Below are 21,377 nucleotides of genomic sequence, written 5' to 3'. Positions count from 1 at the left end.
CGCGAAGTGGACGATCCACGGGTTCGATCGAGTTTTGTGTTGACCAGCGCAAACCTAGGACGTGCGGAGGAACGTCCCTTCGTGTGGATTGAAGTGAGCGACGACCCACTAGCAACTACACGGCGTCGACTGCAAGCCCGACACTCGTTGATCAGGTAATTCGATCGGTGGACATCACGTCCCGTCGCCGAAACCGGTGGCACCGAAGAGGCAGGAGCGCCCGCGCGAGTCCGGCAACGGGAGCTAGGTGGGACGGGCTCGGCATTTCCCAGTTTTAGTCCAAACTGAGCCGACAAAACGGACATGATCATGGCTCGGTTTGGACTAAAACTGGGACCGGCCGCGTCGCACTCGGGTCCGCACGCACCTCCAGGCCCTGGTCGGGCCGGGGTCAGGAGGTGTTCTTGTCGTTGTCGTCGTCGACGACCTCTGCGTCGACGATGTCGTCGTCGGCCTGCGACGAGGACGACGTCGAGGACGTGCCGGTGGAGTCGCCCTGGGCGCCCGCGGCCGTGTCCTGACCCGCGCCGGGTTGGCCGTAGATCGCTTGACCGAGGGCTTGGGCCCGGGATGCGAGGGCGTCCGTGGCGGTGCGCATCCGGTCGACGTCGTCGCCCTTGAGCGCCTCGTTGACCTCGCCGATCGCGTCCCGCACCTGCGTCCTGGTGTCCTCCGGGACCTTCTCCGAGTTGTCGGTGAGGACCTTCTCGGTCTGGTAGACCAGCGTCTCGGCCTGGTTGCGGGTTTCGGCCTCCTCGCGACGCTTGCGGTCCTCGTCGGCGTGGGTCTCGGCGTCGGAGACCATCCGCTCGATGTCGTCCTTCGGCAGCGCGGACCCACCGCTGATCTTGATGGACTGCTCGCGCCCGGTCCCGAGGTCCTTGGCGAAGACGTGCACGATGCCGTTGGCGTCGATGTCGAAGGTGACCTCGATCTGCGGCACACCGCGCGGTGCCGGCGGCAGCCCGGTCAGCTCGAACATGCCGAGCTTCTTGTTGTGCGCGGCCATCTCCCGCTCGCCCTGGAAGACCTGGACCATCACCGACGGCTGGCTGTCGTCCGCGGTCGTGAAGGTCTCGGAGCGCTTGGTCGGAATCGTGGTGTTGCGCTCGATCAGCTTCGTCATGATGCCGCCCTTGGTCTCGATGCCCAGGGACAGCGGCGTGACGTCGAGCAGCAGGACGTCCTTGACCTCACCGCGCAGCACACCTGCCTGCAGGCTGGCGCCGACCGCGACGACCTCGTCCGGGTTGACGCCCTTGTTCGGCTCCTTCCCACCGGTGAGCTCGCGCACCAGGTCGGCCACCGACGGCATCCGCGTCGAGCCTCCGACCAGCACCACGTGGTCGATGTCGCCGACCTCGACCCCGGCGTCCTTGATCGCGTTGCTGAAGGGCTTGCGGCAGCGCTCGAGCAGGTCGGAGGTGATCCGCTGGAACTCGGCGCGGGACAGCGTCTCGTCCAGGAACAGCGGGTTCCGGTCCGCGTCGACGGTGATGTAGGGCAGGTTGATGTTCGTCTGCGACGAGGAGGACAGCTCGATCTTGGCCTTCTCCGCGGATTCCTTGATCCGCTGCATGGCCATCGGGTCGCGGCTGAGGTCCACGCCTGCGCTGGAACGGAACTTCTCCACCAGCCATTCGACGATGCGCTCGTCCCAGTCGTCGCCACCGAGATGGGTGTCGCCGGAGGTCGCCTTGACCTCCACCAGCCCTTCGCCGACGTCGAGGAGCGACACGTCGAAGGTGCCACCGCCCAGGTCGAACACCAGGATGGTCTGCTCCTTCTCACCCTTCTCCAGGCCGTAGGCGAGCGCCGCCGCGGTGGGCTCGTTGATGATGCGCAGCACGTCCAGCCCGGCGATCTGGCCGGCTTCCTTGGTGGTCTGCCGCTGCGCGTCGTCGAAGTAGGCGGGGACGGTGATGACCGCGTCGGTCACTTCCTCGCCCAGGTAGGCCTCGGCATCGCGCTTGAGCTTCATCAGCACGCGCGCGGAGATCTCCTGCGGCGTGTAGTCCTTCTCGTCGATGCCGACCTTCCAGTCGGTGCCCATGTGGCGCTTGACCGACCGGATCGTGCGGCCGACGTTGGTGACCGCCTGGTTCTTCGCGGGCTGACCGGTCAGCAGCTCGCCGTTCTTCGCGAAGGCCACCACCGAGGGCGTGGTTCGCGTGCCCTCCGAGTTGGCGATGACCGTGGCCTCGCCGCCCTCGAGGACGGCGACCACGGAGTTGGTCGTGCCCAGGTCGATCCCGACAGCGCGCCCCATGTGCGCACACCTCCCGGCCGCTACCTGCGGATATTCGAGGCGGAAACACCTCAAGTATGCGAACGGGAGGGAGTCGCGTCCACCTCGCTCAGGGCCCGGGCGGGGAGACCGGTGCCGGAACCGGGTACCGGATGGCGTGCTGCGAGCCGCGCACACCGGTGGGGCTGCCCTTGGGCTCGGTGCAGCCGATGTCGTAGTTGGTGGGGCCGTCGCTGGTGTCTGAGCCGTGCTTGCGAGGCGTGCCCTCGTAACCCGCTGTGCACGCGGGCGGGTTGAACAGGTTGAGCACCAGCCCGAGGTGACCGGTCCCGTCCGGCGACAGGGTGTGGGTGAAAGCCGAGATCATCGGCAGCGCGACCAGGGTCTGCTCCAGGGCGGGTCCGCGCACGCTGGTCAGCTGCATGGTGGTGAGCAGGTTGGCGGACACGAGGCCGAAGTCGCTGCCGATCGAACGCGTGAGCTCCTGGACCTCGGTGGCCGCCCCCGGCGCTTCCTGGATGGTCTTGCGCAGGTCCGGGTCGGACTGCTTGAGCTGTCCGGAGATCTGCCGCAGCCCGCTGCTGAACTCGGTGAGGTTCTGGGCCTGCTCCTGCTGCGTGCGCAGGACGACGTCGCTGTTGTCCAGCAGCCCGGTGGTCTGCGGCAGGTTCTGCTGCGCGGCGGCGGTGAAGGAGCTGGTGGTGTCGAGCAGCTTCTGCAGGTGCGGGCCGGTGCCGTCGAACGCGGTGCCGACCTCGCTGACGACCGTCTGCAGCTTGTCCGTCGGCACGCCCGCGACCAGCCTGTCCACGTTCACCAGCAGCGACTCCGGTGCCGGCGGGATCGCGGTGTGCTCGATGGGGATGACCGAGCCCGCCTCGAGGTAGGGCCCGTCGCGGTGTTGCGGCTGCAGGTCGATGTACTGCTCGCCGACCGCCGAGCGGTTGGCGACCACGGCGCGGGCGTCGGCGGGGATCTCCGGTGCGTCGTCGTTGATGTGCAGTTCGGCGGTAATGCCCTCGTGGGCCAGCCGCAGCTCCGTCACCCGGCCGACGGCGACGCCGCGGTAGCTGACCTCGGAGTTGGCGAACAGCCCGCCGGATTCGGGCAACTTCACCGTCACCGGGTAGCCGTTGGAGCCGAAGTACCTGTCCAGGCCGGCGTACTGGCCACCGACGTAACCGACACCGACCACCGCGATCACCAGGAACAGCGCCAGCTGCACCTTCACCTTGCGCGCCATCATCGGGAACCTCCTCCGGGCAGTCCTGGAAGCAGCCCGCCGTCGGGCTGGGTCCCGGGGATCGGCAGGGGCGGCAGCTGCGGCCCGCCGGGCGGGAGCGGGATGTTGGCACCGGACTGGCCGGAGTCCGACAGGCCGGGGATCGGGATGGGCGGGCCGGAGGACCGCACGAAGTTCTCGTAGAGGTCCGACAGGTTCAGGTCGATCATCACGTTGGTGTTCACGAAGTCGCCCTTGAGCGGGACCATCGCGTACTCCGGGAACGGGTAGGTCGACAGGAACGCCATCGCCTTGGGCAGGTCGGTGCCGGTCTTGGCGAGCTGCTGCAGCGTCGGCGCGAGCGCGTGCAGGTCGGCGACGAGGTCCTCGCGGCTGGCCTCCACGGTGTGGGTGGCGGTGCCCGAGAGCTTGTCCAGCGACTGCAGCATCCCGACCAGCTGGCCTCGCTGCGCTTCGATCTCGCGCAGGCCCGGGGCCAGCCCGTCCAGCGCGTTGTTGATGTTCCCGGTCTGCGCGCGCATGTTCGCCGAAAGCCGGTTGAGCCCGTCGAGCGCCTTGGTGATCTCGCCGCGCTGCCGGTCGAGCCTGCTGACGACGTTGTTGACGTTGCCCAGCAGCGAGCGGATCTCCTCCTCGTTGCCGGTGAACGCCTTGTTGAGCTCCTTCACGATGGTCTGCATCTGCTCGATGCCACCGCCGTTGAGCAACAACGACACCGCGCCCAGCACCTCTTCGATCTGCGGGTTGCGGTTGGTGCGCTCCAGCGGGATCTGCGCGCCTTCGGCGAGCCGCCCGGAGGCGTTCTCGGGTGGCGGCGCGAGTTCGACGAACTTCTCCCCCAGCAGGCTGGACTGACGCAGCCGAGCGAAAGCGTTGGCGGGCAGCCGCACGTCGCCATTGACCCGCATGGTCACCAGCGCGGTCGTGTTGTCGTCGCTGAGCTCGATGCGGTCGATGCGCCCCACGGCCACGTCGTTGACCTTCACGCTCGCCTGCGGCACCAGGTCCAGCACGTCCTGGAAGTGCACCATCACCGTGTAGGGGTGCTCGCCGAGCTCGGCTCCACCGGGCAGCGGCGTGTTGTAGAGACCGGTGAAACCGGCTGTGCCGCAACCGGACACGAGCAGCAGCGACAGCGATCCGGCCAGCACCGCGCACCGTTTGGCGGTCATGGTGTCCCCGCCCCTCGTTTCATCGCGTCCACCAACGGCAGCGGCACGGGATTGGGCCCCTTCCCGATCTGGTCGGTGACGTCGCCGGCGCCCGTCTGAACCTTGCCCAGCAGGTCGCCGACCGAGGGCAGCGGCGCCAAGCCCTGGATCACGGGGTTGAGCTTCTCGCAGGTGTCGCGCAGCGACTGCGGGATGGGCTCGGGCAGGGGTGTGACGTTGGCGATCAGCCTGCACACCATCAGGATCGGCGGTTGCGCGAGCTCCTGCGGGTTCCAGCGGGACGCCACCGACCCTGATGCGGAGTCGTAGGCGTTGATGAAGTTGGTGCTGGCGAGCGGCATCAGGTCCAGCACCTCGCCCAGCGCCTGCCGCTGATCGACCAGCGCCTGGGTGACCCCGGTGAGGTTCTGGACGTTGGAGGACAGGTGGTCGCGGTTGTCGTGCACGAACCGCTGCACGTCGTCGAGAGCGAAGGCCAGCGAGTGCAGCGAGGTGCCCAGCTGCTCGCGTTCGGAGGCGAGGTACCCGGTGGTGTCGGCCATCCGCCCGTAGAGCTCGCGGATCTGCTTGTCGCTCTGGGCGAGCGTTCCGGTGAACTGGTTGAGGTTGTCCACCGTGGCGAACAGGTCGTCCTGGTTGTCCGACAGGGTCGCCGAGAGTTCGCCGAGGCGCTTGATGGTCGTGTTGAGGCCCTGCCCGTTTCCGTCCACAGTGGCCGCCGTGGTGTTGAGCAGGTCGTTGAGCGCACCATCGCGGTTGGCCCCGTCCGGGCCGAGCGCGGTGGACAGCGCGTTGACGCTCTTGTAGAGCTCGTCGAGCTCCGCGGGGGTGGCGGTGCGCTTGCGGTCGAGGACCGCACCGGAGGCCATCACCTCGCCCTGGGTGTAGGCGGGCGTGAGCTGCACGTAGCGGTCGCTGACCAGGCTGGGGGCGACGACCACGGCGTTGGCGTCGGCGGGGATGCGCACGCCGTCGTCGACGTGCATGTCGACGCGGACGACGGGTCCTTCCGGGGTCACGGTGTCGATCTGCCCGACCTTGACCCCGAGCACGCGCACGCTGGACCCGGCGTAGAGCCCGACGGCCTTGTCGAAGTAGGCGGTGACCGTGGTGCCGCTGGCCGACAGCGTCCACCACAGCACTCCGGCGGTGACCAGGGCCAGCGCGCACAGCGCGGCGATCATGCGGGTGAGCCTGCTCATCGGCCACCTCCGTCGTCCACCGGGATCTCGCATTCGGGGGTGTTGGTCTGGATCGGCCCGGCGTGGATCGGCGGCGGCAGCAGACCGCAGAAGTAGCCCTCGAACCAGCGGCCGTTGCTGATGGTGTTGTTGAAGCCGCGCACGTAGGGCTGGAGCGCGCCGATGGCCTTGTTCAGGTTGTCCTGGTTGCGCTGGAGCATCGCGGTGAGCTGGTCGAGCTGTTCCAGCGCGGGCCTCATCTGCTCCTGGTTGTCGGCGACCAGGCCGCGCAGCTGGTTCGAGAGGTTCTCGGTGCCCACGAGCAGTCCGCTGATGGCCTTCTTGCGGGTCTGCACCTCGGAGAGCAGCAGGTTGCCGTCGGAGACGAGCTTGCTCACCTGCTGATCGCGGTCGGCGACGATCCCCGAGACGTTGCTCGCGTTGTGCACCAGATCGGCGAGCTGCTGGTCTCGCGACGCGATGGTCTGAGACAGCTGGGAAAGCCCGTTGACCGCCTTGTCCATGTGCTGCGGGGCGCCGCTCATGGTGTCGGACATGACCCGGAAGCTCTCGGCGAGCTTGGTGCTGTCGAGCTGGCCGGTGGTCTTGGTCAGCTGGTCGATCGCGTCGGGGATGTCGAACGGAGAGGTCGTGCTGCTCACCGGGATCGGCTCGGAGAGCTCCTCGTCACCCGCGGGGCGCAGGCCGAGGAACTTCTCGCCCAGCAGCGTCTTGATCTGGATGTCGGCGCGGGTGCGGTCGCCGATCTCGCGACCGTCCACCGTGAACTTCACCAGCACCCGGTTGCCGTCCAGCGACACCTCGTCGACCTCGCCGACCTTGACGCCGGCGATCTGCACCTCGTTCCCCGCGTCCAGCCCGGCGGATTCGGCGACGTAGGCCGAGTAGGAGTTGCCGGAGCCGATCAGCGGCAGGTCCTTCGCGGAGAACGCCGTCAGCGTCCCGAGCACCAGCAGCGCGATGGTGACCAGGCCGACGGTGACCTGGTTGCGGGCCCGTAGTGGTTTCATCGGCACCTCTCCGGCAACTGGGTCGTCGGCACGGGCAGGATCGGGACGTTGATCTTGAGCTGGTCGATGCGGATGTTGCCCGTGACCTGGCACGAGTAGTAGTTGAACCAACCGCCGTAGCTGACCGTCCGGGTCAGCCGCTCCAGCCGGGTGGGCATGGTCTGCAACGTGTGCTCGAGCAGCGGCAGCTCGTTGTTGAGCAGCCCCGTGACGTCGCGCAGGGCGGCGATGTCCTTCTGCAGCGGCGGTCTCGCCTGCTCGACGAGTCCGGACGTGGTGTTGGTCAGCTCGTCCAGGGCACCGATCGCCTCCCCGACGGGCTTGCGCTGCTCGGAGAGGCCGGTGGTCAGGCGCTGCAGCGCGTCGATCAGCTCGCCCAGCTGGGGGCCGCGTTCGTTGACGTTGCCCAGCACGGCGTTGAGGTTGTCGATGACCTGACCGATGACCTCGTCCTTCTGCGCCAGCGTCCCGGTCAGCGACGCGGTGTGCGCCAGCAGGCTCTCGACGGTGCTCCCCTCCCCCTGCAGCACCTTCACCAGCTCTCCTGAGAGCTGATTGACGTCCTCGGGGTTGAGCGCCTGGAACAGCGGTTGAAAACCGTTGAACAGCGCGGTGAGGTTCAGCGCCGGGTGGGTCCGCTCCAGCGGGATCTCACCACCGGCGGGCAGCACGTTGCGCGGATCGCGCAGCGGCGCGTCCAGCGCGAGGTAGCGCTGTCCCGCGATGTTGCGGAACTTGACGGTCGCCTGGGCATCGCGCGGGAGCTTGCGGGCGCTTTCGACGTCGAAGCGCACCAGCGCGCGCTCACCGTCGACGACCTCCAGCTCGGTCACCCTGCCGACCTTCACCCCGGCGATGCGCACGTCGTCACCTTCCCCGAGACCGGAGGCGTCGGCGAAGCGCGCGGTGTACTCGTGGGCGTCGCCGGAGGAGTTGGCGGCGATCGTGGACACCAGGATCCCGGTCAAGGTCAAGGTGACCGCTACGAAGACGATCAGCTTGATCAGCGGTGCGGTGATGGACCTCATCGCACGGTCACCTCCGCGTTCCGGAACAGCGGTCCGACGAGCAGGCTCGTCCAGTCGGGCACGGCCTTGGGCTCGACCTCCAGGCGCGGAGCCATCAGGGCGGCGAGCAGATCGCGCTCGGGCTGGGAGTTGGCCACCGACGAGCTCGCCGCCTGCGGCGAGGTCGACGCCGGCGCGCTCCCGGTCGTCTTCTTCCACGGGAACACCGCGTCCCGGTCCAGCGGCGGCTCGGGCTTGAACGAGCCGTCGTCGAGCGGGCCGCCCGGCGGGTACTGCGGGAACGAGTCCGGCGGCTCGACGAACGGGTAGCAGCGCGGGCCGCGGGCCTCGAGGTTCTTCGGATCATCCCGGCCCGGCAGGTACTTGCCGCGGCTGCCGGTGATCTCCAGCGTCATCCGCGCCATGTTCGGCGTGTCGGTCCCCTTGCCGAAGGTCAGGTCGGCGTTCTTCTGACCCGCCTGGAACTGCTGCAGCATGCAGGGGTACTGGGGCGAGTACTTCGCCAGCAGCTCCAAAGTGGACCGCGAGGTGCCCGCGAGCCGGATGAAGTTGTTGCTGTTGGCCGACAAGAACCTGTCCATCTCGCCGCTGGCGCTGGTCAGCGCACCGGTCATCTGCTGGAGCTGACCGCGCTGCTCGACCACGGTGCGGCTGGTGGTCGTCAGGTCGTTGACGGCTTGCATCAGGTCGGGCGCCGCGTCGGCGTAGTTCTCGGCGACGTCGTCCACCCGGCTGATCACCGACTCCATCTTCGGCAGCGACGGGTCGAAGTCCTGCAGGTACCGGTCGAGCTGCACCAGCGTCTCGCCGAGCTGATCACCTCGGCCTGCCAGGGCCTGGGAGACGGCGTTGAGCGTGGTGGAGACCTGCTGCGGCTGCACCGCCTGGAGCACCGGCATCAGGTCGCCGAGCACCTTCTCGATCTCCATCGCCGAAGCGCTGCGGTCCTGCGGGATGACGTCCCCGGCGGCCAACGTCTCCGAAGTGGACTGCTTCGGGATGTCGAGCGCCACGTAGCGCTCGCCGAACAGCGTCTTCGGCAGCAGCCGGGCCGAGGAGTTGGCCGGGATCATGCCCGCCTTCTCCGGTTTCAGCGCCAGCCGCAGATCGGCGTGACCGTTGCCCGGGTCGATCGCCCGGACCTCGCCGACGACGACACCGCGCACCTTCACGTCCGCGCCCGGCATCATCTGGTTGCCCGCGGTGTCGGCGCGCACCGTCACCGCGACGAAGCGGGTGAACGCCTTGTTGTACATCCCGATGGTGCCCGCCAGGAACAACCCGGCGACGACCAGGAACGCGACTCCCATCGCCTGGTAGCGGCGTCTGCTGCGCGCTGCGATCATCCTGCGATCCGAACGGTCGTGGTCGATCCCCAGATCGCCAGGCTGCAGAAGAAGTCGAGCACGGTGACCAGCACGATCGAGGTCCGCACCGCGCGTCCGACGGCGATGCCCACCCCGGCCGGTCCGCCGCTGGCGGTGTAGCCGTAGTAGCAGTGGGTCAGGATCACCGCCACGCTGAACACCATGACCTTGCCGAAGGACCAGAGCACGTCCTCCGGTGGCAGGAACAGGTGGAAGTAGTGGTCGTAGGTTCCCGCCGACTGCCCGTAGACCCACACCGTGATCTGCCGCGACGCCAGGTAGGAACCCAGCAGCCCGACCACGTAGAGCGGGATGACGGCCAGAACTCCGGCCAGCACCCGGCTGGTCACCAGGTACGGAACGCTCCGCACGCCCATGACTTCCAGCGCGTCGATCTCGTCCGAGATGCGCATCGCGCCCAGCTGCGCGGTGAACCCGCAGCCGACGGTGGCCGACAGCGCGAGACCGGCCGACAGCGGCGCGACCTCGCGGGTGTCGAAGTACGCGGCGACGAAGCCGGTCAGCGCGGCCGTGCCGAGCTGGTTCAGCGAGGAGTAGCCCTGGAGGCCGACGACCGCACCGGTGGCCATGGTCATGCCGACCATGACCCCCAGCGTGCCGCCGATGATGGCCAGCGCACCGCTGCCGAAGACGACCTCGGTGAGCAACCGCATCGTCTCCTTGCGATACTTGGTCACCGTGACCGGCACCAGCGCGAGGGCGCGTGCGTAGAAAGACAGCTGCCAGCCCAGGTTGGCCAGCACGTCGCCGGGCGCGGAGGCCGCCTTGGCGATGCGGCGCTGGACCGGCGTGGGCGTGGGCGGGGGCGTCGTTTCCAGAACTGCCATCTCACAACCCCTTCGGCGGCACGAGCTGCAGGTAGATGCCGGTGACCAGCAGGTTGATCATGAACAGCAGCAGGAAGGTGATCACCACGGCCTGGTTGACCGCGTCACCGACGCCCTTCGGGCCGCCCGTGGGGTTGAGTCCCCGGTACGCCGCGACGACTCCGGCGACGAAACCGTAGATGGCGGCCTTGACCTCGCTGACCCAGATGTCGGGCAGCGAGGCCAGCGCGTTGAAGCTGGCCAGGTAGGCGCCCGGCGTCCCGCCCTGCAGGACCACGTTGAAGAAGTAGCCGCCGAGCACCCCGACGACGCTGACCAGTCCGTTGAGCAGGAGCGAGACCAGAACCGCGCCGAGGACCCTGGGGACGATCAGCCGGTGGATCGGCGAGATCCCCAGGACCTCCATCGCGTCGATCTCCTCGCGGATGGACCGGGCTCCGATGTCGGCGCACACCGCCGAACCGCCCGCGCCGGCCACCAGCAGCGCGGTGATCAGCGGGCTGGCCTGCTGCAGGATCGCCAGCGCGCTGGCCGCGCCGGTGAACGACTGGGCGCCGATCTGCTGGGTCAGCGACCCCAGCTGCATGGCGATCACCGCGCCGAACGGGATCGCCACCATGGCGGTCGGCAAGATCGTGACGCTGGCGAAGAACCAGGCCTGCTGGATCCACTCGCGCACCGCGAAGGGCCGACGCGGGGTGAGGCGCACGACGTCCCACGACAACGTGGCGATCTTGCCCACGTGGCCGAGGGCCGTCGAGATTCCGGCAACCGGCGCGGTCATGACCGCCGCTCCTCGATACCCATCTTTCCTCCCGGCCTCGTTGACGAGAAAGTTCTGCCTACCGCGTGCCCTCCCCGCGGCGTGGCGGAGAGCGCAGCGCGTTACGGAATCGAGAGCACGTCGTTCGCGGCGAAGGAGCGCTCCGGATCGCGGTCGGCGAAGTAGGCGCCGAGGCCGTTCTCCAGGTCCTCCTGCGTCCAGAGTTCGCCGCTGGCAGCGAACTTCTGCTCGATCGTGGGCGGCGCCAGCAGCGCCACGGTGCCGCTGTGCACCACGAACACCTGGCCGCTGATGTCCTTCGCGGACGGCCCGGCGAGGTAGGCCACCAGCGGCGCGACGTGCTCGACCGACATCGGGTCGACGCCCTCGCTCGGCGCATCGCCGAAGGTCTGCTCGGTCATCGCGGTGCGGGCGCGCGGGCAGATCGCGTTGGCGCGCACGCCGATTCGCGACATGGCGCGCGCGGTGGAGACGGTGAGCGCGGCGATACCGCCCTTGGCCGCCGCGTAGTTCGGCTGGCCCGCCGAACCGAGCAGGAAGGCCTCCGACGCGGTGTTGATGATGCTGCCGTAGGTCTTGCCGGTGTCCTTGTGCTCCTGGCGCCAGTGCGCGGTCGCGTTGCGCGAGAGCAGGAAGTGGCCGCGCAGGTGCACCCGCAGCACGTCGTCCCACTCCTGGTCGGTCATCTTGAACAGCATCCGGTCGCGCAGCAGCCCGGCGTTGTTGACCACGACGTCCAGCCCGCCGAGACGTTCGGTGGCGGCCGCCATCATCTCCGCGGACACACCCGAGTCCGAGACGTCGCCGACGACCGCGACCGCCTTGGTGCCGATCGACTCGATCTCGGAGACCACGTCGTGCGCCGCATCGCTGACGTCGTTGACCACGACGTTCGCCCCCGCCTGCGCCAGCGCGAGCGCTTCGGCCCGCCCCAGTCCGGCACCGGCTCCGGTGACGATCGCTACCTTTCCGTCCACACTCGACACGCGCGCCTCACTCTTGGTCGAAAGTGACGATCTGGCGCACCACAGCGTTGTCCCCGCTGCGCAGTGCGGCCAGTCCGTCGTTGATGTCCGCCAGCGGCAACCGCCGGCTGATCATGCCTTCCAGATCCAGCAATCCCGCCCGCCACAGCGCGACCATCCGGCCGGTGTCCCGGCGCGGATCGGCGGAGCCGTAGAAGGAGGGGACGATGTTCCGCTCGTTGACGAACAGCTCCTGGGCGGAGAACTCGACCTTCTCCTCCTGGCTGCCCGCGCCGACGATCACAGCGGTGCCACCTCGGCGGGCGGCGTCGTAGGCCGCCCGGATGGTCGCCGCCCGGCCGACCACCTCGAAGGCGTAGTCGAATCCGCGCCCACCGGTGACTTCCCGGCTGACCTCGGCCAGCCCGTCAGGAGTGGTGGCGCGGGTCGCGCCGAAGCGCAGAGCCGCGTCGTGCTTGGCGACGACCGGGTCGACCGCCACGATCTGCGAGGCTCCGGCGATCCGGGCGCCCTGGATGACCGAGATGCCCACTCCCCCGCAGCCGATGACGGCCACGGTGGACCCGGGCTCGACCTTCGCGGTGTTGAGCACCGAGCCGACCCCGGTGAGCACACCGCAGGCGATCAGCGCGGCGATCTCGTGGGGAACGTCGTCGTCGACCTTCACCGCGGCCTCGGCGGGGACCACCATCTCCTCGGCGAAGGTGCCGCAGCCTGCGAAGCCGAAGGCCGGTTCGTCCGCGACCGCGAAGCGCGGCGAGACGAAGGAGTCGACCACGTGCACCTCGCACAGGTACGGCTGCCCGCCCAGGCAGGCCGCGCAGCGGCTGCACGGCGGGACGAAGGAGAGCACGACGCGATCCCCGGCCTGCAGATGAGTGACGCGCTCACCGGTGGTGACCACCTCACCTGCGCCTTCGTGGCCCATGATCCCGGGAGCGAGCGCGGGCAAACCGCCGTTCATCGCGGACAGATCCGTGTGGCAGATCCCCGAGGCCTTCACGCGCACGCGCACCTCGTCGGGGCCCACCTCGGTGGTGGCGACGTCAGAGCGCACTTCGAGCTCGGCGTCGCCGATCTGCTTGAGCACCGCTGCCTTCACCGGCTCGCTCCTCACCGGATCTGCCCCGCGTCCATGCGGGGGATGTTAGCCACCACACACTAGAATGTGTTCTCGATAAGTATCAAGTGCCGCCCCGGCATATGCCGACATCGCAGGAAAACCGGGTGGGGAGCAGGACACGAGTAGATAAAACTCGTTCTACTTGAACGGACAGGTCGACCCTCTTCGTGTTACTGGCGCCACTCGTATGGCGCACCACACGGTCTCAACGAGACAGCGCGGACCCCGGTCACTGCTCCATTCGGACGCAGGCCGAGCCGCAGGGTCTCAATGTTAGAACGTGTTACACGTTACGCGGACCCGGCACGACCTGATGCTCTCGACCAAATCACGCCCCGCGGGCTATGATTTTAGAAACTTGTTTCACAAGCGCGTACGCCACCCCGGGGAGGATGCATGCGCATCGCCTACACGCCCGAGCACGAGAAACTGCGGGAGGAGCTGCGCGCCTACTTCGCCGGCCTGATGACGCCCGAGCTGCGCGAAGAGCTCTCGCAGGGCGACTACGGCGACGGTGGCGCCTACAAGCACCTGGTGCGGCAGATGGGCGCCGACGGCTGGTTGGCGCTGGGCTGGCCCGAGGAGTACGGCGGGCAGAACCGCAGCATGCTCGAGCAGCTCATCTTCACCGACGAGGCGGCCATCGCCGGTGCCCCGGTCCCGTTCCTGACGCTCAACAGCATCGCGCCGACCATCATGCGGTTCGGCACCGACGAGCAGAAGTCCCACTTCCTGCCCAAGATCGCCGCAGGCGAGATCCACTTCTCGATCGGCTACTCCGAGCCCGAAGCCGGCACCGACCTGGCCTCGCTGCGCACCACTGCGATGCGCGACGGCGACGACTACGTGATCAACGGCCAGAAGATGTGGACCAGCCTGATCCAGTACGCCGACTACGTGTGGCTGGCCTGCCGCACCGATCTGGAGGCGCGCAAGCACCGCGGGCTCAGCGTGCTGGTCGTGCCGACCTCCTCCCCCGGCTTCTCCTGGACACCCGTGCACACCGTGTCCGGACCGACGACCAGCGCCACCTACTACTCCGACGTGCGGGTTCCGACGTCGTCGCTGGTGGGGACCGAGAACGAGGGCTGGCCGCTGGTGACCAACCAGCTCAACCACGAGCGCGTCGCGCTGACCTCCGCCGCTCCGCTGCAGCTGGCCCTGTCGGAGGTCCGGGACTGGGCCGCGCAGACCCGGCTGTCCGATGGCCGGCGCGTCATCGACCAGGAGTGGGTGCAGCAGCACCTCGCGCGGGTGCACGCGGGCGCCGAGTTCCTGAAGCTGATGAACTGGAAGATCGCCACCACGGCCGAGAAGCACCCCGCGCCTGCCGCGGCGTCGGCGACGAAGGTCTTCGGCACCGAGTTCGCCACCGAGGCCTACCGGCTGCTCATGGAGGTGCTCGGCACCGCCGCCTACGTCCGCTCCGGCTCCCGGGGTTCGGTGCTGGCCGGGCGGATCGAGCGGATGCACCGCTCCGCGCTGATCCTCACCTTCGGCGGCGGCACCAACGAGGTGCAGCGCGACATCATCGCCGCCGTCGGCCTCGGACTTCCCCCCGCGAAGCGTTGATCCCGGGCGGTCCTGGTCCGACCGTCCATGATCGATGCCCGTTGTGCCCGGTCAGTTCGGACCAGAACCGCCCACACCCCACCACCTCCCAGGAGGCGACATGGACTTCACCTTGACCGAGGCCCAGCAGGATCTGGCCGGTCTGGTCGGGCGGATTCTCGGTGACAAGGTCACCAACGAGCGACTGCGCGAAATCGACGCGCAGGACGACCGCTTCGACCGAGCGCTGTGGAACGAGCTGGCCAAGGCCGATGTGCTCACCGCGGCCCTGCCCGAGGGCGGTTTCGGACTGCTCGAGCAGTGCAGCGTGCTGATGGAGATCGGCCGCGCGGTGGCTCCGGTGCCGTACCTGCCCTCCATCACCATGGGAGCCACCACGCTGGCCGAGTTCGGCAGCGACGAGCACCGGCGGCGCTGGGTCGAACCCGCCGCGCGCGGAGACGTCGTGCTGACCGCGGCGCTCGCCGAGGACGGCGGAGCGGCGCCCGAGGCCCCCGCCACGCGCGCGGAGCGCGACGGCGACCAGTGGGTGCTCACCGGGACGAAGGCCACCGTGCCCGCCGGTCCCCTCGCCGACCTCGTGCTCGTCCCGGCAGCCACCCCGGACGGTCCCCGGATCTTCCTGGTCGAGCCCGGCGCCGCAGGCGCGGAGATGCAGCGGCAGGAGATCGTCGACGGCGACAGCGAGGGATGGCTGACCCTCTCCGGTGCGCGCGTCAGCGATGCCGACGTTCTCGGCGCGGACGCCCTGCAGCAGCTCGTCGTCCGGGCGACCATCGGCGTGTGCGCGGTGCAGGTCGGAGTGCTCTCCGGCGCCCTGGAGCGGACCAGCGCCTACGCCGGGGAACGCGTGCAGTTCGGCCGCCCGATCGGCACCTTCCAGGCCGTCGCGCAGCGTCTCGCGGACGGTTTCATCGACGTCGAGGCCGCCCGGCTGACCCTGTGGCAGGCCGCCTGGATGGCCTCCGAAGGCATCCCCTGCGCGGAAGAGGCCGCGACCGCGAAGTTCTGGGCCGCCGAAGCCGGGCACCGCTTGGCGCACACCGCGGTTCACGTGCACGGCGGCGTCGGCATCGACGTCGACCACGAGCTGCACCGCTACTTCGTCGCGGCCAAGCGCGGCGAGTTCGCGCTGGGAGGCGCGAGCGCCCAGCTGCGTCGGATCGGCGCCGGGCTGGCCGCGCGATGAGCTCCGCGATGTCACGACCCGAGGTGATGCCGACGGTCACCGAACTGCTTCTGGCCAGGGCCGATGACGATAGGCCCGGCCTGCGCGCAGACGGTCGCGAGTGGACCTGGGCCGAGCACGTGCGCCACAGCGCGGAGCACGCCGCGCTGCTGCGCGAGCTGCTGCCGGAAGGCGAGCCGCCGCACATCGGCGTGCTGCTGGACAACGTTCCGGAGTTCTCGTTCCTGCTCGGCGGCGCCGCGCTGTCGGGCTCGGTGGTGGTCGGGCTCAACCCGACCCGGCGGGGCGCGGCCTTGGAGCGCGACATCCGGCTGGCCGATTGCCGGATCGTGCTCGCCGACGCCTCCTACGCCCACCTGCTGGCGGAGCTGGACCTCGACGGGATCCAGGTGTTCACACCGGAGACCTGGCAACGGGAGCTCGGGCGGCACGCGGGCGCGGCCCCGGACCCGGCGCCCACCAGCGGCGACGACCTGCTCGTCCTGGTGTTCACCTCGGGCACCGGGGGCGATCCGAAGGCCGTGCGCTGCACGCACGCCAAGATCGCCTTCCCCGGCCGGATGCTGGCCGAGCGCTTCGGGCTCGGCGGGCAGGACGTCGCCTACATCTCGATGCCGATGTTCCACTCCAACGCGCTGATGGCGGGGTGGTCGGTCGGACTGGCGGCGGGGGCGGCACTGGCCCTGCGTCCGAAGTTCTCGGCCTCCGGCTTCCTGCCCGACGTGCGGCGATTCGGCGCGACCTACGCCAACTACGTGGGAACACCGCTCTCCTACGTGCTGGCCACGCCTCCGGAGCCCGATGACGCGGACAACCCGCTGCGCATCGTCTACGGCAACGAGGGCAACCAGCGCGACATCACCCGCTTCGCCGAGCGCTTCGGCTGCCACGTCGTCGACGGCTTCGGCTCCTCCGAGGGCGGTATCGCGGTCACCCGCACGCCGGACACGCCGGCGGGCGCGCTCGGCAAGGTCGCCGACGGCGTCGCGGTGCTCGACCCGGACACCGGGAAGCCCTGCGCGACCGCGGAGTTCGACGAGTCAGGGCGGCTGCTCAACGGGGACGCCGCGATCGGCGAGCTGGTCAACACCACCGGTCCCGGCTGGTTCGCCGGCTACTACGGCGCTCCCGAAGCCGACGCCGAGCGGATGCGCGAGGGCATGTACTGGAGCGGCGACCTCGGTTACCTCGACGCCGACGGGTTCTGCTACTTCGCGGGACGTTCGAGCGACTGGCTCCGGGTCGGCGGCGAGAACCTGGGAACCGCGCCGATCGAGCGAATCCTGCTGCGTCACCCGCACATCCACGAGGCGGCGGTCTACGCGGTGCCCGCGGAGGTCGGCGACGCGGTGATGGCCGCGATCACCACCACCGCGGACTTCGAGCCCGCTTCACTCGGGAACTTCCTCGTGGCGCAAGCGGATCTGGGACCCAAGCAGTGGCCGAGCTACGTCCGGCTGGTCTCCGAGCTGCCCCGCACCTCCACTCACAAGGTGCTCAAGCGCGAACTGGCCGCCGGCGGGATCCGGACACCCGACCCGGTCTGGCGCCGCGGGGACGAGTCCTACCAACTGATCGATCTATAACTTGTTCTAATTTTTCCCGATCGGGCGACGCTGCGCGATGGCGTTTGCACACCCGATTCCTATAACCTGTTTCACATACATAACTTGACCTATGGAGGGACACGATGAGCGGGACGGAACGTGAGCACGGGGTGCGCACGATCGATGCCGGTGCCCCGCCACAGCGGTTCGCCCGAGGGTGGCACTGCCTGGGCCCCGTCGAGGAGTTCCAGGACGGCAAGCCGCACGCGGTGCACGCGTTCGACACCAAGCTGGTGGTCTTCGCCGACAGCAAGGGCGACCTGCACGTGCTCGACGGCTACTGCAGGCACATGGGCGGCGACCTGACCCAGGGCGAGGTCAAGGGCGACTCGGTGGCCTGCCCCTTCCACGACTGGCGCTGGGGCGGCAACGGCCGCTGCACCTCGATCCCCTACGCCAAGCGGGTTCCCGGCCGCGCGCGGACCAGGTCCTGGCTCACGCTGGTGGAGAACAAGCAGCTGTTCATCTACCACGACCCGGAAGGCAACCCGCCTCCGCCGGAGGTCACGATCCCGCGGATCGACGAGGTCTTCACCGACGAGTGGTCGAACTGGACCTGGGACCGCGAGACGATCGCGAACGCCAACTGCCGCGAGATCATCGACAACGTCGTGGACATGGCGCACTTCTTCTACGTGCACTTCGCCTTCCCGACGTACTTCAAGAACATCTTCGAAGGCCACATCGCGACCCAGTACCTGCGCTCGCGCGGGCGCCCCGACGTGGGCGGCTCGCAGGGCAACTACGCGGGCGAGGAAACCGCCCTGCGCTCCGAGGCCAGCTACTTCGGACCGTCGTACATGATCAACCACCTGTGGACCGAGTACAAGGGCACGCCGATCGACGCGATCCTGATCAACTGCCACTACCCGGTCTCCCCCACGAGCTTCGTTCTGCAGTGGGGCGTTTCGGTCAAGAAGCTGCCCGGCCTCAACGACGAGCAGGCCGACATGGTGGCCGCCAAGTTCGCCAAGTCCTTCGGCGTCGGGTTCCTCCAGGACGTCGAGATCTGGCGGAACAAGACGCGGATCGACAACCCGCTGCTGGTCGAGGAGGACGGTCCGGTCTACCAGCTCCGCCGCTGGTACGACCAGTTCTACGTGGACGCCGCCGACGTCAGCGAGGAGACCACCGCCCGCTTCGAGTTCGAAGTGGACACCACCCGCGCCGTGGCGGCCTGGGAAGCGGAGGTCGCGGACAACCTGGCACGTCGCGAAGCAGAGGAAGTCGGCAAGTCATGACGGCCACCCGCACCGACGTCCCCGCCGGCACCGCCGCCGATCAGCAGCGCTACCTGGAGGGGGGCCTGCGCCCGCTGCCCTGCGCCACGTGCGGGGCCCGGGTGCTGGTCAAGAAGCACAGCCCGGAGCAGACCAGCATCCAGTGGGCGACCTCGACCGACGAGTGCCCGGAGATCTCCGCGCGCATCGCCGAGGGCCAGCACCCGGCGCTGGTGGACACCTGCCCCCGGCTCCGAGCGACCATCGAGCACGCCATCAGCGAAGGCCTCATCGAAGTCCCCGACAGCGACAGGTGATTCAGCGAAACAAGGTGGAACAGGTTTTTGAATCCACCGTGTTAATGTGATCTTGCGGGTGGCGGTGATCCGCTTTCCGCGAATGCGCTAGGGGGCGTTGCGTCGATGGGTTCTGCGGCCAACCGAAACGGCCATGGTGGAAACGCGCTCAACGCGATGGCGGACGACGAGCTCACGGCCACGGCCCAGCGCGACCGCCGCAAGCGGATCCTCGACTCGACGGTGGCGCTGGCCGACAAGGGCGGTTTCGACGCGGTGCAGATGCGCGCCGTGGCGGAGCGGGCCGACGTCGCGCTGGGCACGCTCTACCGCTACTTCCCGTCCAAGATCCACCTGCTGGTCTCGAGCCTGGTCCGCGAGCTGGAACGCATCCAGGAACGCTTGGATCGCGCTCCGGTTCGCGGAGACTCCCCCTACGAGCGGCTGCTGTTCGTGCTCAGCCGGCTCACCCGGGCGTTCCAGCGCAACCCCAACCTCTCGGAAGCCGTCACCCGCGCGCTGATGTCGGCGGACGCCTCGGCCGCGACCGAGGTCGACACCGCCAACCGCATGATGGAGGCCATGTTCATCGCGGTCATGAGCGAGGGCGACCCCAGCGAGGAGCAGGTCGCGGTGGCCCGGGTGATCGGTGACGTCTGGCTGTCCAACCTGGTTGCCTGGGTGACCAGGCGAGCCTCGGCGACCGATGTCTCCAATCGTCTTGAATTGACGGTCCGGCTACTCGTCCGATGAATTCACCCGGCGTAGAACACGTTATCCTTTCTTCTTGCTCGATCACGTTCGCGGACGAGGGATCGGTGGGCCGCGCAGAACAGTTCCGCGCCTCCCACCGGCACGCGAATCCACCGCGCGGTCGCGTTGGGCCTCCAGACGTTAGGCTCGGCGCATGACCGAACCCGTTCGCCAGTTCGTCGAGGGCAGGCGCGCCGAAACCGTTCGCCGCCTGCTGGACGCGACGGTCGAGGAGCTGGCGTTCCGCGGTTTCGGGTCGATGACCGTGCGGTCGGTCGCCGAGCGGGCCGAGGTCTCCCGCGCCACCGCCTACTCCTACTTCTCCTCCAAGGAGCACCTGGTCACAGCGGTGTTCTGGAAGCGGATCCAAGCCCTTCCGCCCAGCGGCGAGACGCGGACCGGCAAGCCCGGCGCGGACGTCGCGCAGGTGGTGGACACGATCGCGCGGATGCTGGCCGCCGAACCAGCGCTGGTGCAGGCCTGCACCACGGCGCTGCTGGCCGACCAGCAGGAGGTCAAGCGCCTGCGCGACGAGATCGGCCAGGAGGTCTACCGGCGACTGACCGACGCGGTCGGCGAGGCAGATCCGTCGGCGCGGGAAGCGGTGATGACCGCGTTCGTCGGCTCACTGGTGCTGGCGGGCAGCGGTTACCTGCCGATGGATCAGATGGCCTCGCACCTGGCGGGGATCACCGATCGCGTGCTGCCGCAGGCTGATCGTTGAGGCTGCGCAGCACGCTGGTGCGGGCCGCGGTCGGCAGCTGGTCGATCATGCCCATGACCCGGTTCTTCCGGCGCTGCACGGCCTGACGTTCCGGCAGCCCTGCGGTCGCGGGCAGCTGGGGCGGCACGCCGACCACGCGGTCCTCGGCGGCGATCCGGCCGCTGGCGAGCCCTTCCCGCTCGCGGTCGAGGCTCGCCTGGTCCTTCTCCTCGCTCATGCCGATCGGGCCGGTCTTGTCGCCGCTGAGGAACTGCGCGACCACCGGGTCCTCGCTGGTGAGCAGCACTTCCCGGGGCCCGAACAGGACGAGCTCGCGGCGGAAGAGCATCCCGAGGTTGTCCGGCACCGTGCGCGCCAGGTTGATGTTGTGGGTGACGATCAGGATCGTCGCGTCCAGGTGCGCGTTGATGTCGATGAGCAGCTGCGAGAGGAAGGCCGTGCGCACGGGGTCCAGCCCCGAGTCCGGCTCGTCGCAGAGGATGACCTGCGGGTCCAGCACCAGGGCGCGGGCCAGGCCCGCCCGCTTGCGCATCCCGCCGGAGATCTCCCCCGGCAGCTTGTCCTCGGCCCCGGACAGGCCGACCATCTCCATGCGCTCGAGCACGATCCGGCGGATCTCCGCCTCGGTCTTGCGGGTGTGCTCGCGCAGCGGGAAGGCGACGTTGTCGAACAGGTCCATCGACCCGAACAGCGCCCCGTCCTGGAACAGCACGCCGAAGAGCTTGCGGATCTCGTAGAGCTCGCTCTCGCTGCAGGTGCAGATGTCCACGCCGTTGACCAGGCATCGCCCGTTCTCCGGCTTGAGCAGCCCGATCATCGACTTCAGGAAGACGGACTTGCCGGTTCCCGAAGGCCCCAGCAGCGCCGAGACCTCACCCGGCGGGAGCGTGAAACCCACGTCCCGCCAGATGGTCTGCGGTCCGAAGGACTTGCTCAGCCCCTCGATCACGATTTCAGCTCCCACACCGCGCTCCTCACGTCGACGTCGCTGTCGCAGCGGTGCGC

At 68.8% G+C, this 21,377-nt stretch carries 19 protein-coding genes; 7 read left to right on the top strand and 12 right to left on the bottom strand.

Annotated elements, in window-relative coordinates; all coding sequences use genetic code 11:
- Nucleotides 1-391: 391 nt before the first annotated feature.
- The 11 genes from dnaK to FHU35_RS09215 all read right to left on the bottom strand — a co-directional run bounded on the left by dnaK (nucleotide 392) and on the right by FHU35_RS09215 (nucleotide 12,990).
- Complete coding sequence (gene dnaK, locus FHU35_RS09265) at nucleotides 392-2,269, bottom strand: molecular chaperone DnaK (protein ID WP_145738116.1); 1,878 nt, start codon at nucleotides 2,267-2,269, stop codon at nucleotides 392-394.
- An 88-nt stretch (nucleotides 2,270-2,357) separates the two neighbouring features.
- The gene (locus tag FHU35_RS09260) at nucleotides 2,358-3,494 is read right to left on the bottom strand and encodes an MCE family protein (RefSeq protein WP_145738115.1); all 1,137 of its coding nucleotides are present in this window, start codon (nucleotides 3,492-3,494) and stop codon (nucleotides 2,358-2,360) included.
- On the bottom strand, nucleotides 3,491-4,663 hold the full coding sequence (locus FHU35_RS09255; protein WP_145738114.1) for an MCE family protein: 1,173 nt from the start codon (nucleotides 4,661-4,663) through the stop codon (nucleotides 3,491-3,493). Before FHU35_RS09255 ends, FHU35_RS09260 begins: the two co-directional genes overlap by 4 nt.
- Entirely contained in the window at nucleotides 4,660-5,865 is a 1,206-nt protein-coding gene (locus FHU35_RS09250) for an MCE family protein (protein WP_145738113.1), read from the bottom strand. Before FHU35_RS09250 ends, FHU35_RS09255 begins: the two co-directional genes overlap by 4 nt.
- Entirely contained in the window at nucleotides 5,862-6,875 is a 1,014-nt protein-coding gene (locus tag FHU35_RS09245) for an MCE family protein (RefSeq protein ID WP_145738112.1), read from the bottom strand. Before FHU35_RS09245 ends, FHU35_RS09250 begins: the two co-directional genes overlap by 4 nt.
- Nucleotides 6,872-7,903 (bottom strand): MCE family protein, encoded by a 1,032-nt coding sequence (locus tag FHU35_RS09240; RefSeq protein ID WP_145738111.1) that lies wholly within the window; start codon nucleotides 7,901-7,903, stop codon nucleotides 6,872-6,874. Before FHU35_RS09240 ends, FHU35_RS09245 begins: the two co-directional genes overlap by 4 nt.
- Entirely contained in the window at nucleotides 7,900-9,249 is a 1,350-nt protein-coding gene (locus FHU35_RS09235; RefSeq protein WP_145738110.1) for an MCE family protein, read from the bottom strand. Before FHU35_RS09235 ends, FHU35_RS09240 begins: the two co-directional genes overlap by 4 nt.
- Complete coding sequence (locus FHU35_RS09230) at nucleotides 9,246-10,118, bottom strand: MlaE family ABC transporter permease (protein WP_145738109.1); 873 nt, start codon at nucleotides 10,116-10,118, stop codon at nucleotides 9,246-9,248. Before FHU35_RS09230 ends, FHU35_RS09235 begins: the two co-directional genes overlap by 4 nt.
- 1 nt (nucleotide 10,119) lies before the next feature.
- A complete protein-coding gene (locus FHU35_RS09225; RefSeq protein ID WP_145738108.1) occupies nucleotides 10,120-10,902 on the bottom strand; it encodes an MlaE family ABC transporter permease in 783 nt (260 codons plus the stop codon).
- Between the two features lie 101 nt (nucleotides 10,903-11,003).
- The gene (locus tag FHU35_RS09220) at nucleotides 11,004-11,888 is read right to left on the bottom strand and encodes a 3-oxoacyl-ACP reductase (protein ID WP_145738107.1); all 885 of its coding nucleotides are present in this window, start codon (nucleotides 11,886-11,888) and stop codon (nucleotides 11,004-11,006) included.
- Nucleotides 11,889-11,895: 7 nt separating this feature from the next.
- Nucleotides 11,896-12,990 carry a Zn-dependent alcohol dehydrogenase gene (locus FHU35_RS09215; protein ID WP_145738106.1) on the bottom strand — a complete coding sequence of 365 codons (1,095 nt, stop codon included), beginning with the start codon at nucleotides 12,988-12,990 and terminating at the stop codon, nucleotides 11,896-11,898.
- 417 nt (nucleotides 12,991-13,407) lie between these two features.
- On the opposite strand from FHU35_RS09215, the gene FHU35_RS09210 reads away from it, so the two are divergent.
- The 7 genes from FHU35_RS09210 to FHU35_RS09180 all read left to right on the top strand — a co-directional run bounded on the left by FHU35_RS09210 (nucleotide 13,408) and on the right by FHU35_RS09180 (nucleotide 20,372).
- A complete protein-coding gene (locus tag FHU35_RS09210; RefSeq protein WP_145738105.1) occupies nucleotides 13,408-14,583 on the top strand; it encodes an acyl-CoA dehydrogenase family protein in 1,176 nt (391 codons plus the stop codon).
- Nucleotides 14,584-14,683: 100 nt separating this feature from the next.
- On the top strand, nucleotides 14,684-15,772 hold the full coding sequence (locus tag FHU35_RS09205) for an acyl-CoA dehydrogenase family protein (RefSeq protein WP_145738104.1): 1,089 nt from the start codon (nucleotides 14,684-14,686) through the stop codon (nucleotides 15,770-15,772).
- Between the two features lie 8 nt (nucleotides 15,773-15,780).
- Nucleotides 15,781-17,358 (top strand): long-chain-fatty-acid--CoA ligase, encoded by a 1,578-nt coding sequence (locus tag FHU35_RS09200; protein ID WP_145738103.1) that lies wholly within the window; start codon nucleotides 15,781-15,783, stop codon nucleotides 17,356-17,358.
- A 104-nt stretch (nucleotides 17,359-17,462) separates the two neighbouring features.
- Nucleotides 17,463-18,620 (top strand): 3-ketosteroid-9-alpha-monooxygenase, oxygenase component, encoded by a 1,158-nt coding sequence (locus FHU35_RS09195; protein WP_145738102.1) that lies wholly within the window; start codon nucleotides 17,463-17,465, stop codon nucleotides 18,618-18,620.
- The gene (locus FHU35_RS09190) at nucleotides 18,617-18,916 is read left to right on the top strand and encodes a hypothetical protein (RefSeq protein ID WP_145738101.1); all 300 of its coding nucleotides are present in this window, start codon (nucleotides 18,617-18,619) and stop codon (nucleotides 18,914-18,916) included. Before FHU35_RS09195 ends, FHU35_RS09190 begins: the two co-directional genes overlap by 4 nt.
- A 156-nt stretch (nucleotides 18,917-19,072) precedes the next feature.
- Nucleotides 19,073-19,648, top strand: a complete 576-nt coding sequence (kstR, locus tag FHU35_RS09185) for a cholesterol catabolism transcriptional regulator KstR (protein ID WP_425474117.1) — start codon at nucleotides 19,073-19,075, stop codon at nucleotides 19,646-19,648.
- A gap of 154 nt (nucleotides 19,649-19,802) precedes the next feature.
- Complete coding sequence (locus FHU35_RS09180) at nucleotides 19,803-20,372, top strand: TetR/AcrR family transcriptional regulator (protein WP_145738099.1); 570 nt, start codon at nucleotides 19,803-19,805, stop codon at nucleotides 20,370-20,372.
- Here FHU35_RS09180 and FHU35_RS09175 read toward each other — a convergent pair.
- Complete coding sequence (locus FHU35_RS09175) at nucleotides 20,338-21,336, bottom strand: ABC transporter ATP-binding protein (RefSeq protein ID WP_145738098.1); 999 nt, start codon at nucleotides 21,334-21,336, stop codon at nucleotides 20,338-20,340. The genes FHU35_RS09180 and FHU35_RS09175 overlap by 35 nt on opposite strands.
- Between the last annotated feature and the right edge of the window lie 41 nt (nucleotides 21,337-21,377).

It is taken from the genome of Saccharopolyspora dendranthemae, from assembly GCF_007829955.1.
Classification (GTDB): Bacteria; Actinomycetota; Actinomycetes; order Mycobacteriales; family Pseudonocardiaceae; genus Saccharopolyspora; species Saccharopolyspora dendranthemae.
Note: the sequence above shows the minus strand (reverse complement) of the source record. Positions and strands in the feature narration are given on the sequence as shown.